Annotated in this window: 11 protein-coding genes; 10 read left to right on the forward strand and 1 reads right to left on the reverse strand. The window is 51.3% G+C overall.

Going from position 1 to position 12,839, the window contains the following annotated elements; translation table 11 throughout:
* The 5 genes from sapA to sapF form a co-directional block, all read left to right on the forward strand.
* Positions 1 to 1,231: ABC transporter substrate-binding protein SapA (sapA, locus tag ACHHZ7_RS10770; protein WP_395149055.1), on the forward strand; the 1,231-nt coding region annotated here is incomplete at its 5' end.
* A complete protein-coding gene (gene sapB / locus ACHHZ7_RS10775) occupies positions 1,228 to 2,193 on the forward strand; it encodes a peptide ABC transporter permease SapB (protein ID WP_003020545.1) in 966 nt (321 codons plus the stop codon). The genes sapA and sapB, both read left to right, overlap by 4 nt.
* Positions 2,180 to 3,070, forward strand: a complete 891-nt coding sequence (gene sapC / locus ACHHZ7_RS10780) for a peptide ABC transporter permease SapC (protein ID WP_003833291.1) — start codon at positions 2,180 to 2,182, stop codon at positions 3,068 to 3,070. The genes sapB and sapC overlap by 14 nt, the downstream gene beginning before the upstream one ends.
* On the forward strand, positions 3,070 to 4,062 hold the full coding sequence (sapD, locus tag ACHHZ7_RS10785; RefSeq protein ID WP_003020556.1) for a peptide ABC transporter ATP-binding protein SapD: 993 nt from the start codon (positions 3,070 to 3,072) through the stop codon (positions 4,060 to 4,062). Before sapC ends, sapD begins: the two co-directional genes overlap by 1 nt.
* A gap of 1 nt (position 4,063) precedes the next feature.
* Positions 4,064 to 4,870, forward strand: a complete 807-nt coding sequence (gene sapF / locus ACHHZ7_RS10790) for a peptide ABC transporter ATP-binding protein SapF (protein ID WP_003020558.1) — start codon at positions 4,064 to 4,066, stop codon at positions 4,868 to 4,870.
* 38 nt (positions 4,871 to 4,908) lie between these two features.
* Here sapF and ACHHZ7_RS10795 read toward each other — a convergent pair whose 3' ends face one another.
* Positions 4,909 to 5,601, reverse strand: coding sequence for an EAL domain-containing protein (locus ACHHZ7_RS10795; RefSeq protein WP_032943595.1), 693 nt, complete (start codon positions 5,599 to 5,601; stop codon positions 4,909 to 4,911).
* Between the two features lie 442 nt (positions 5,602 to 6,043).
* On the opposite strand from ACHHZ7_RS10795, the gene fabI reads away from it, so the two are divergent.
* The 5 genes from fabI to ACHHZ7_RS10820 all read left to right on the forward strand — a co-directional run bounded on the left by fabI (position 6,044) and on the right by ACHHZ7_RS10820 (position 12,839).
* Positions 6,044 to 6,832, forward strand: coding sequence for an enoyl-ACP reductase FabI (gene fabI, locus ACHHZ7_RS10800; RefSeq protein ID WP_032943597.1), 789 nt, complete (start codon positions 6,044 to 6,046; stop codon positions 6,830 to 6,832).
* 214 nt (positions 6,833 to 7,046) lie between these two features.
* Entirely contained in the window at positions 7,047 to 8,192 is a 1,146-nt protein-coding gene (locus tag ACHHZ7_RS10805) for a CMD domain-containing protein (protein ID WP_060682135.1), read from the forward strand.
* Positions 8,193 to 8,281: 89 nt separating this feature from the next.
* Positions 8,282 to 10,216 carry an exoribonuclease II gene (locus ACHHZ7_RS10810; RefSeq protein WP_192463861.1) on the forward strand — a complete coding sequence of 645 codons (1,935 nt, stop codon included), beginning with the start codon at positions 8,282 to 8,284 and terminating at the stop codon, positions 10,214 to 10,216.
* A 265-nt stretch (positions 10,217 to 10,481) separates the two neighbouring features.
* Positions 10,482 to 12,473, forward strand: coding sequence for a cyclic di-GMP phosphodiesterase (gene pdeR / locus ACHHZ7_RS10815; RefSeq protein ID WP_008784927.1), 1,992 nt, complete (start codon positions 10,482 to 10,484; stop codon positions 12,471 to 12,473).
* A 183-nt stretch (positions 12,474 to 12,656) separates the two neighbouring features.
* Positions 12,657 to 12,839: a hypothetical protein gene (locus tag ACHHZ7_RS10820; protein ID WP_003833313.1), complete on the forward strand. Its 183-nt coding sequence runs from the start codon at positions 12,657 to 12,659 to the stop codon at positions 12,837 to 12,839.

A 12,839-nucleotide genomic window follows, 5' to 3' on the forward strand; every position in this document is an offset into this window, starting at 1 on the left:
CAATGTGAACGGCAGCAGTTTCCCCTACTTCGACAGCCTGCAGTTTGCCGATAACGTCCAAAGCGTGCGCAAACTGGACAACAACACCGTTGAATTCCGCTTAACGCAACCGGATGCCTCCTTTATGTGGCACCTTGCCACACACTATGCCTCCGTAATGTCGGCGGAATATGCCGCTAATCTGGCAAAACAGGATCGCCAGGAGTTGCTCGACAGACAACCCGTCGGCACAGGCCCGTACCAGCTTTCGGAGAATCGTGCCGGCCAATATATTCGGTTGCAGCGACATGAAAAATTCTGGCGTGGCACTCCTCTGATGCCGCAGGTCGTAGTGGATCTCGGTTCTGGTGGAACCGGACGCTTATCGAAATTACTCACTGGCGAATGTGACGTCCTTGCCTGGCCTGCCGCCAGCCAGCTCAGCATATTGCGTGATGACCCTCGCCTGCGTTTGACGCTGCGCCCGGGGATGAACATTGCCTATCTGGCGTTCAACACCAATAAACCGCCGTTGAATAACCCTGCCGTGCGGCATGCGCTGGCGCTAGCGATCAACAACCAGCGCTTAATGCAGTCTATCTACTACGGGACAGCAGAAACCGCGGCATCTATTTTGCCTCGCGCCTCGTGGGCTTATGATAACGAAGCTAAAATTACAGAATACAACCCGGCAAAATCGCGCGAGCAGCTAAAAACGCTGGGGCTGGAGAATCTGACGTTACAACTTTGGGTCCCTACCAGCTCTCAGGCCTGGAACCCCAGTCCGCTGAAAACCGCCGAGCTGATTCAGGCAGATATGGCTCAGGTGGGTGTGAAAGTGAAGATCATCCCGGTAGAAGGTCGTTTTCAGGAGGCGAGATTAATGGATATGAACCATGATCTGACGTTATCCGGCTGGGCGACGGACAGTAACGATCCTGACAGTTTTTTCCGGCCGTTGCTCAGCTGTGCCGCCATCAATTCGCAGACCAACTTTGCCCACTGGTGTAATCCACAGTTTGACAGCATTCTGCGCAAGGCCCTCTCTTCGCAGCAGCTATCATCGCGAATTGATGCCTATGACGAAGCGCAAAATATTCTTGCACAAGAGTTACCGATCCTGCCACTGGCCTCTTCACTGCGTCTGCAGGCTTATCGTTACGACATCAAAGGGTTGGTGCTCAGTCCATTCGGTAATGCCTCTTTTGCCGGCGTGTCCAGGGAAAAGAAAGATGAGGTGAAAAAACCATGATTATCTTCACCTTGCGTCGATTTTTATTGCTACTGGTAACCCTGTTCTTCCTGACCTTTATTGGCTTCAGCCTGAGCTACTTCACGCCTCATGCGCCGTTACAGGGTGCATCGCTGTGGAACGCATGGGTATTCTGGTTCAATGGTCTCATTCACTGGGATTTCGGCGTATCCAGTATCAACGGTCAGTTGATCTCAGAGCAGCTGAAAGAGGTGTTCCCGGCCACAATGGAACTGTGCATTCTTGCCTTTGGTTTTGCACTAATGGTTGGGATCCCCGTTGGTATGCTGGCCGGTATCACGCGGAACAAATGGCAGGACCGCTGCATCAGCGCATTGGCTCTGATGGGGTTTTCTATCCCCGTTTTTTGGCTGGCGCTGCTGCTGACATTGCTCTTCTCACTGACCCTCGGCTGGTTACCCGTTTCCGGGCGTTTTGATCTTCTCTACGAGGTGAAACCTGTTACCGGTTTTGCCATTATTGATGCGTGGATCTCCGACTCGCCCTGGCGCGATGAAATGCTGGTCAGCGCTATCCGTCATATGGTGCTCCCGGTGCTGACGCTCTCCGTTGCGCCCACCACAGAAGTTATCCGCCTGATGCGTATCAGCACCATTGAGGTCTTTGACCAGAACTACGTCAAAGCGGCGGCCACGCGCGGTCTGTCACGATTAACGATTCTGCGTCGTCACGTCCTGCACAACGCTCTTCCGCCGGTGATCCCGCGTCTGGGCTTACAGTTTTCCACCATGCTGACATTGGCGATGATCACCGAGATGGTCTTTAGCTGGCCAGGTCTTGGTCGTTGGCTGATTAACGCGATTCGCCAGCAGGATTACGCGGCGATTTCAGCGGGCGTGATGGTGATTGGCTCACTGGTTATTATCGTTAACGTCATCTCTGATATTTTGGGTGCTATGGCTAACCCTCTGAAACATAAGGAATGGTATGCCTTACGATAGCGTCTACAGCGAAAAACGCCCGCCAGGTACGTTGCGCACCGCATGGCGCAATTTCTATGGCGATGCGACTGCGATGATTGGCCTGTACGGCTGTGCGGGACTGGCTATTCTGTGTATTTTTGGTGGTTGGTTTGCCCCTTACGGCATCGATCAGCAATTTCTCGGCTATCAGCTTTTACCGCCGTCATGGTCGCGCTATGGCGAAGTCTCATTCTTCCTCGGGACTGACGATCTAGGACGTGACGTTTTAAGTCGTCTGCTCAGCGGCGCGGCCCCGACCGTTGGCGGCGCGTTTGTCGTCACTCTTGCCGCCACGCTGTGTGGCCTGGTATTGGGCGTAGTTGCCGGTGCGACGCACGGCTTGCGCTCTGCGGTGCTGAACCACATTCTGGACACCCTGCTGTCGATCCCTTCTCTGCTGCTGGCGATTATTGTGGTGGCCTTTGCCGGGCCGCACCTGACACACGCCATGTTTGCCGTCTGGCTGGCGCTGCTGCCGCGCATGGTGCGCTCCGTTTACAGCATGGTGCATGACGAGCTGGAGAAAGAGTACGTCATTGCCGCTCGCCTGGACGGTGCAACCACACTGAATATTCTGTGGTTCGCCGTTCTGCCCAATATTACCGCTGGCCTTATTACTGAAATCACCCGCGCACTGTCGATGGCGATTCTGGATATCGCCGCGCTGGGTTTTCTCGATCTTGGCGCACAGCTGCCGTCCCCGGAATGGGGAGCCATGCTCGGCGACGCGCTGGAGCTGATTTATGTCGCACCGTGGACGGTGATGCTGCCAGGCGCGGCAATTATGATAAGCGTGTTGCTGGTTAACCTATTGGGTGACGGCGTGCGCCGCGCAATTATTGCGGGGGTGGAGTAATGCCATTACTTGATATCCGCAACCTGACCATTGAATTCAGGACCGGTGACGACTGGGTAAAGGCTGTTGATCGTGTCAGCATGACCTTGAATGAGGGTGAAATCCGCGGGCTGGTCGGCGAATCTGGCTCCGGCAAGAGTCTGATCGCTAAGGCCATTTGCGGCGTCGCTAAAGATAACTGGCGCGTAACCGCAGACCGTATGCGTTTTGATGATATCGATCTGCTACGCCTTTCCGCGCGTGAACGACGCAAACTGGTCGGTCATAACGTCTCCATGATCTTTCAGGAGCCGCAGTCATGTCTCGATCCGTCCGAGCGTATCGGACGTCAACTGATGCAAAATATTCCGGCATGGACCTACAAAGGTCGCTGGTGGCAGCGCATCGGTTGGCGCAAGCGCCGTGCGATTGAACTCTTGCACCGCGTCGGGATAAAAGACCATAAAGACGCCATGCGCAGCTTCCCATATGAACTAACCGACGGTGAATGTCAGAAGGTCATGATCGCTATCGCATTAGCGAATCAGCCGCGTTTGCTGATTGCCGATGAACCGACGAACGCGATGGAGCCAACCACCCAGGCGCAAATTTTCCGTCTGCTAACCCGTCTGAATCAAAACAGCAATACCACCATTTTGTTGATAAGCCATGACCTGCAAATGCTCAGCCAGTGGGCTGACAAAATCAACGTGATGTACTGCGGGCAAACGGTCGAAACCGCGCCAAGTAAAGATTTGGTGACCATTCCTCATCATCCTTATACTCAAGCGTTGATTCGCGCTATTCCTGATTTTGGTAGCGCAATGCCGCACAAAAGCCGCCTGAATACCATGCCAGGAGCTATTCCATTGCTGGAACAATTACCCATCGGCTGTCGTCTGGGGCCACGCTGCCCTTATGCACAACGCGAATGTATTGAAACCCCAAGACTGACCGGAGCAAAGAATCATCTCTACGCCTGTCATTTCCCGCTGAACATGGAGAGAGAGTGAGATGGTAGAAACCCTGCTCGAAGTTCGTAATCTGAGCAAAACCTTTCGCTACCGGACAGGTTTATTTCGCCGCCAGACCGTTGAGGCCGTTAAGCCCCTGAGTTTCACCCTGCGTGAACGTCAGACGCTCGCCGTCATTGGTGAAAACGGTTCGGGGAAATCTACGCTGGCAAAAATGTTGGCGGGTATGATTGAACCCACCAGCGGTGAGCTGCTGATTGACGATCATCCGTTAAAATATGGCGATTATTCATTTCGTAGCCAGCGGATCCGTATGATTTTCCAGGATCCGTCAACATCGCTTAATCCGCGGCAACGTATCTCGCAGATCCTCGATTTTCCGCTACGTCTGAACACCGACCTCGAGCCTGAGCAGCGTCGTAAACAGATCGTGGAGACCATGCGCATGGTCGGGCTGCTGCCCGATCACGTAAGCTATTACCCACATATGTTGGCCCCAGGGCAAAAACAGCGTCTGGGCCTTGCCCGTGCGCTCATTTTACGCCCCAAAGTCATTATCGCCGACGAAGCCCTGGCCTCTCTGGACATGTCGATGCGTTCACAGCTCATCAATCTGATGCTGGAATTGCAGGAAAAACAGGGGATTTCGTATATCTATGTGACCCAACATATTGGCATGATGAAGCACATCAGCGATCAGGTATTAGTCATGCATCAGGGCGAAGTGGTAGAACGCGGCAGTACAGCGGATGTTCTGGCGTCCCCGCTTCATGAGCTTACCCGCCGCCTGATTGCAGGTCATTTCGGCGAAGCGCTTACCGCTGATGCCTGGCGAAAAGATCGTTAGCAAACGGCAGCCCTCCTCAACCGGGGGGCAATCTGTCATCAGTGACACAACGTGGGTAAGAGCAGCGTATCAACTTCGGTAAACGCGACTGACGGGTAAAGGGCACCACCTTGCATTGCCCAGACACCTGCGGTACTGGCCTCGTCGATAAGTCGTACTGTTTCTACTCCCTTCACCACAACACGGTCGCAATATTCCCTGATATTTTTGATCAGCACCGGGAACATCGGTTTTTCTACCTGTTCCAGGAAGAAACCGCGATCCAGTTTCACAACGTCAAAATGACCGCAAACCAGCGGACTGGCCCCTACGCTGCCGGAGCCAAGATCGCCCAACCACAATGCGTTTGGGCCGTCGCGAAGTGAATTAATCAGCAGATTATTCAGGCACACGGTATTCGACAGAAAACGTTCTGAAAGTTCCAGTGCAATAAATGGTAGAGCATGTAAGGCCGACTTGATGGCTGGATCACCAATCGCCAGCAGTGCCATTTCGTCAATGAGGTTCAGGGTGCAAATAAGGCTGTTGCGCTCAAACCAGTCACGCTTTTCGGCAATTAGTCGAATTTGCTCGAGCATGAAATTACGCTTTTGTTCGCTATCCCACGCTGAAATGATGAAATCTGGATGCAACGGGTGAACCGTATCTGAAGTAAACCGGGCGTTAATCTCTACACCCAGTAATTTATCTGTTGTGTCTCTCATCGGTTCCGCGATGAAATGATAGTGCATAAGACCACTCCAATTGATCATAACATCCTGATAATGCACTTCTAATCACAATCAATCAATAATATCGATCAATGAATCGATATTGATCGATAAAAACAATATATCATAACAAGCTGAATATTGTCATATTTTATGTTTTAAGAAAGTTCCTACCTTGCTATGTTTATTAACATCAGCTAGCAATGAAATAATACCATTTCAATGCCTTTGAAACCTCGTATTTTCTCTGATTCACCGACGTTAGATGCCTGAACGAAGCATAAGCGGAGGGGGATGATATACTCCTCACATGTAATGACGTGACAGGTCACGTGAGGCGGATAACCATTCTCCAGGGAAAAAGCGTGGGATATAATTTCAGGCCAATTTCGAGTGCATTTAATGTGTCAATCATAACTCATTGATTGATAAAAGATAAGTGTTAACCAAAAGGATTAAAGCCATGGGTTTTTTATCAGGTAAGCGCATTCTGGTGACAGGCCTTGCCAGTAAATTGTCTATCGCATGGGGAATCGCTCAGGCGATGCATCGCGAAGGTGCCGAACTGGCGTTCACCTACCAGAACGACAAGCTGAAAGGTCGTGTGGAAGAATTTGCAGCGCAGTTAGGCTCCAACATTGTTTTGCAGTGTGATGTAGCTGAAGATGCCAGCATTGACGCCATGTTTGCTGAACTGAGCAAAGCCTGGCCGAAATTCGACGGTTTCGTACACTCCATCGGCTTCGCACCTGCTGACCAACTGGAAGGCGATTATGTGAACGCAGTTACCCGCGAAGGATTTAAAATTGCGCATGACATTAGCGCTTATAGCTTTGTTGCGATGGCAAAAGCATGTCGTTCCATGCTAAACCCTGGCTCTGCGCTACTGACGTTGTCCTATCTGGGCGCAGAGCGTGCAATCCCTAACTATAACGTGATGGGCCTGGCGAAAGCCTCATTGGAAGCAAACGTCCGTTATATGGCTAACGCAATGGGGCCTGAAGGCGTACGCGTAAACGCAATTTCCGCAGGTCCAATCCGCACCCTCGCTGCTTCCGGTATCAAAGATTTCCGTAAAATGCTGGCCCATTGCGAAGCCGTTACGCCGATTCGTCGCACTGTTACCATTGAAGATGTGGGCAACTCTGCGGCATTCCTGTGTTCCGATCTTTCTGCCGGTATCTCAGGTGAAGTTGTACACGTTGACGGTGGTTTCAGCATCGCTGCAATGAACGAACTGGAGCTGAAATAATCTTCCACTCTTCTCCGGGCGGCCCACCGTCGCCCGTGATGCTCGTTTTTAATTCCCCTCTACCCAGTCCCATATATGCTTTTCTGATATTTATTATCACGTAACAATCTTTCATCCCCTCTTCTGCTTACGTCAGGATATTGCAGCGCAAACGATCCGGCGTAGTGGTATGACGACGTGTCCGGGTCGCCACTTTTTAGACCAAGGACCGCCCATGGAACAACGCCGAATTGAAGGCAAAAGCCACTGGTATCATGAGACGCAATCCAGCATGTATCCACAAGATGTTCTGCCGCTGGTGCCGGAAGCCGCTCATGTCGACGACTGCTTTTTACTGGATCTGGCGATATCTGATGACGCCCTTTTACCTTTTCAATCCTGGTTAATCCCTGCCCGTAAACTTGCACAGATCCTCTTCCCGATCCACGTAAACCTGAGTCAGATGCACACATTCAGCGCCTATGAACGGATGAGTACGGCGTTAACCGTCGCTCAGGTATATGGCGTCCAGCGATTATGTAATCACTATGCCGCGCGTCTAACACCGCTTCCTGGGCCGGACTCCTCGCGGGAAAGTAACCATCGACTGGCGCAAATCACCCAATATGCTCGTCAACTTGCCAGCTCTCCTGCCGTGATAGGCGCGCGCGATCGCCATCATCTGGATGCAGTCGGGCTGACCACCAGCGATAGCATTCTGATGAATCAAATTATCGGATTCGTCGGTTTTCAGGCCCGTATCGTGGCCCTGTTTCAGGCCTGGTGTGGACATCCGGTGCGCCGAATTCCGGGTCTCGATATACAACAATTCGCTCACGCTTCACCATTTAGTGCAGCACACGCTACCTGGCACGCTTCGCCATTTCCGATTGAAAAACATCTTAATCATGATGAGTCGATAGACAGACGTTATCCCGAGGAACTGCAAGCGTTACTGCCATTACTGATACATTCCCCCGTCATTTTGGATTTATTCGGGTCGCTCATTTCCAGCACGCAACGTAGCGGGATACCGGTACAGGCATTTTCATTGGCGGCGCTGATGACTTCGCGGATTAATGGCAGCGTGGCCTGTTTTAATGAACATGCGTATTCAGCTCATGAATTAACCGAGGCCATTACCGTTCTTCGTCAGGATGAACGTGAATTACAACGGTGGGAACAACGACATCCGGTTGAGCGCGTCACCCTACAGGCGGTACAATGGCTGACCCGGGCGCCCGACCGCTTTAGCACCGCACTGTTAACGCCTTTGTTCGATCAGGGAATCTCTTCAGAGCAGGCCATTAACCTGCTAGCCTGGAGTGGATTGTGCGGATGGTTGAATCGCTTGAAAATCGCGCTGGGCGACACTGATTAACCGATCCACTTACTGAAAGAGCGCTTGCTGCAACTGGCAGAATCGCGTAAAACTGTCAGCCGCTCTTTTAGCCACGAAAATAGACAATTATGCTTCAGGACAACCCGCTGCTAGCGCAGCTTAAACAGCAACTACATTCCCAGACGCCACGTGCTGAAGGGGTGGTAAAAGCCACGGAAAAAGGCTTTGGCTTCCTGGAAGTCGATGCACAAAAAAGCTATTTCATTCCACCGCCGCAGATGAAAAAAGTGATGCATGGCGACCGTATTGTTGCGGTTATCCATACAGAAAAAGACCGTGAGTCTGCTGAGCCGGAAGAACTGATCGAACCCTTCCTGACGCGCTTCGTGGGTAAAGTTCAGGGCAAAAATGACCGTCTGTCCATTGTGCCGGATCATCCGTTACTGAAAGATGCTATTCCTTGTCGTGCAGCCCGCGGCGTTGAACATGAATTTAAAGAAGGCGACTGGGCTGTTGCAGAAATGCGCCGCCATCCGCTGAAAGGCGATCGCACCTTCTACGCCGAGTTAACCCAATTTATCACTTTTGCTGATGACCACTTTGTCCCGTGGTGGGTCACACTGGCACGCCATAATCTGGAAAAAGAAGCACCAGACGGTGTAGCAACCGAAATGCTGGACGAAGGCCTGGTTCGTGAAGATTTAACCGCCCTCAATTTCGTCACCATCGACAGCGCCAGCACCGAAGATATGGACGATGCGCTGTATGCTGAAGAACAAGCTGACGGCACGCTACAATTAACCGTCGCCATTGCCGACCCAACAGCCTGGATTGCAGAAGGCAGCAAGCTGGATAAAACGGCTAAAATTCGCGCGTTCACCAATTATTTACCGGGGTTCAATATCCCGATGTTACCACGTGAATTGTCTGACGATCTCTGCTCTCTGCGCGCGAACGAAGTGCGCCCGGTTTTAGCTTGTCGTATGAGCATTACCGCCGATGGCACGATTGAAGACAACATCACCTTCTTCGCCGCAACCATCGAGTCTAAAGCGAAGCTGGCCTATGACAATGTTTCCGACTGGCTGGAAGGTACTGGCGAGTGGCAACCAGAAAACGACGCGATTGCGGAACAAATCCGTCTGCTGCATCGTATTTGCCTGAGCCGAGGAGAGTGGCGTCATAACCACGCGCTGGTCTTTAAAGATCGCCCGGATTACCGTTTCGTTCTCGGTGAAAAAGGTGAAGTACTGGACATCGTCGCTGAACCACGCCGCATCGCAAACCGTATCGTGGAAGAATCCATGATTGCGGCAAATATTTGCGCCGCCCGTGTGCTTCGCGACAAGCTGGGCTTCGGTATTTATAACATCCATATGGGATTCGACCATGCCAACGCCGACGCTCTGGCCTCGCTGCTGAAAACCCACGGTATGCACGTCGATGCCGAAGAAGTTCTAACACTGGAAGGTTTCTGCAAACTGCGCCGCGAACTGGATGCACAGCCATCCGGTTTCCTCGACAGCCGAATTCGCCGCTTCCAGTCTTACGCTGAAATTAGTATTGAGCCAGGTCCACACTTTGGGCTGGGTCTGGAGGCATATGCCACCTGGACTTCCCCAATCCGTAAGTACGGCGATATGATCAACCACCGTCTGCTTAAGGCTGTCATCAAAGGCGAAACCGTCGCTCGACCTCAGGATGATACCACCGTGCAAATGGCAGAACGTCGTCGCCTGAACCGGATGGCTGAGCGTGACGTGGGTGACTGGCTATACGCCCGTTTCCTGAGTGATAAAGCCGGAACCGACACCCGCTTTGCGGCCGAGATCATCGACGTCAGCCGCGGCGGCATGCGCGTACGTTTGGTTGATAATGGCGCTGTTGCCTTTATTCCTGCCCCCTTCCTGCACGCCGTGCGTGATGAACTGGTCTGCAGCCAGGAAAGTGGTACCGTACAAATCAAAGGTGAAGTAGTTTACAAAGTCACTGATGTGATTGACGTAACTATCGCCGAAGTTCGCATGGAAACCCGTAGCGTTATCGCGCGTCCAGCAGCGTAAACTGACAAATCCAACGACCTTTCTCTTTTTTGAAAGGTCGTTTTCTTTTTTTAGCGGCCAAATTTCAACCACACACTACACTTCTCTTATCCAGTCAAAATTTTTTTTTACTATTTTTCAGTTCCGCTGGCTTTGCTTTTTATGGATTCTGGATTACATATAAATATATAAATAAAACAATACGTTCAGCCATAATCACCCTGAATGAATCATGGCTACCCTTACTTTTGAGGCTTTATGCGCTTTAAACGGGATAGTACACATCATGAAAGACGTCCGGGAGCTGGTTACGTTGTATAGCTATGTGGGCACTCATAACCCCTACTGGCGTTTGTCAGAGGATTGCAACATCCTGCATTTCTCTATTGACGAAACAGCAGACGCTGAGCAGACCATCGAATTATCACCCGAGCAGGCCGACCGCATTCGCGAGATGACGGTAATTACGTCAAGCCTGTTGATGACGTTACCCATTGAAGATGACGATATTCCGGTACATTTGGTCGGGCGGAAAATCAATAAGCGCGAATGGGCCGGCAGCGCATCAGCCTGGGATGACACCCCTTCCGTCGCACGCGACCTGGCTCAAGGTCTCTCTTTTGCCGAACAGGTGGTTTCAGAAGCCAATTCCGTTATTGTCATTCTTGACCGCATGGGCAACATTCAGCGTTTTAACCGTCTGTGCGAAGAGTACACCGGACTCAGAGAACGTGAAGTCATTGGCCAAAGCGTATTCACACTGTTTATGAGTCGACGTGAAGCCGCAGCCTCCAGACGCAACATCGAGGTCTTTTTTCGCGAAGGCAACTCATATGAAGTCGAACGTTGGGTGAAGACCTGCAAAGGTCAGCGCCTGTTTCTTTTTCGCAATAAGTTTGTACATAACGGTAGCGGCAAGAACGAAATATTTCTGATCTGTTCCGGCACCGATATCACTGAAGAACGCCGCGCGCAGGAACGCCTGCGTATGTTGGCTAATACCGACTCCATCACCGGATTACCGAACCGTAACGCCATTCATGAGCTGATAAGCGACGCGATTGAGAACGCAGGTGATACTCAGGTTGGGATTGTATATCTCGATCTGGATAACTTCAAAAAGGTGAACGATGCCTACGGGCACATGTTTGGCGATCAGCTGTTGCAGAGCGTGTCGCTGGCAATTCTCAGTTGTCTTGACGACAACCAGCTATTGGCTCGGTTTGGCGGTGATGAATTTATCGTCCTTGCCACCGAAACGTCCCAGAGCACTCTGGAAGCTACCGCATCGCGCATTCTGACACGCCTGCGTCAACCCTTTCGCATTGGCCTGATTGAAGTCTATACCGGCTGCTCTATTGGTATTTCCCTCGCTCCACAGCATGGTCAGGACTGCGAGAGCGTCATTCGTAACGCCGATACGGCCATGTACACCGCGAAAGAAGGCGGCCGCGGACAGTTTTGTGTTTTCTCTCCGGAAATGAATCAGCGGGTATTTGAATACCTGTGGCTGGATACTAACCTGCGCAAGGCGCTGGAAAACGATCAACTGGTTATCCATTATCAGCCAAAGATAACCTGGCGAGGCGAAGTGCGCAGCCTGGAGGCGCTGGTACGCTGGCAGTCTCCGGAACGCGGCCTCATTCCACCACTGGAATTTATCTCCTACGCCGAAGAATCAGGGCTTATTGTTCCGCTGGGTCGCTGGGTTATTCTGGACGTTGTGCGTCAGGTCGCAAAATGGCGCGCCAAGGGAATCAATCTGCGCGTGGCGGTAAACGTTTCTGCCCGCCAGCTCGCCGATCAGACGCTATTTACCGATCTCAAACAGGTGCTTCATGAACTCGACTTTGAATATTGCCCCATTGATGTCGAGTTAACGGAAAGCAGTTTGATTGAAAATGAGCAGTTGGCACTGTCCGTCATTCAGCAGTTTAGCCAGTTGGGGGCGCAAATCCATTTGGATGATTTTGGTACTGGATATTCGTCACTGTCTCAACTGGCCCGCTTCCCGCTTGATGCAATTAAATTGGATCAAACCTTTGTCAGGGATGTACACAAACAACCTATTTCGCAGTCGCTGGTACGTGCCATTGTTGCGGTCGCACAAGCACTCAATCTGCAGGTCATCGCCGAAGGTGTTGAAAGCGCGAAAGAGGATGCCTTTTTAACCAAAAATGGCGTCAACGAACGTCAGGGTTTTTTGTTTGCCAAACCAATGCCAGCGGCTGCATTTGAACGTTGGTATCGACGACATCTGAATAAAAAAACGCGCTAACGCAGTGGGATCAAACGTCGTTAATAGCCATAAATGGACATAACGTAACGATCCTATCTGCATGTAATCACGGAATATATAATATTCTTCTATCATTGATAGTTAATACTATTTTTCCCTTCTCTTTTGCCATGAAATTCTGCATCATGAAATTCAAACTCGATTGCCATTAGGATGATAACCATGTCTGATATCGACGCTCAGCGTCTGGCCGAACGCATTGATACCGTGCTGGATATCCTCGTTGCAGGTGATTACCACTCAGCCATCCACAATCTCGAAATTCTGAAGGCTGAGCTGCTAGACACGGCCAAAGAAGATGCCGAGTCTTTGCCCAAAAAGCACAAGGCTCCCTGGGAGATCTGA

It is taken from the genome of Citrobacter freundii complex sp. 2024EL-00216, assembly GCF_043945515.1.
Lineage (GTDB): Bacteria > Pseudomonadota > Gammaproteobacteria > Enterobacterales > Enterobacteriaceae > Citrobacter > Citrobacter portucalensis.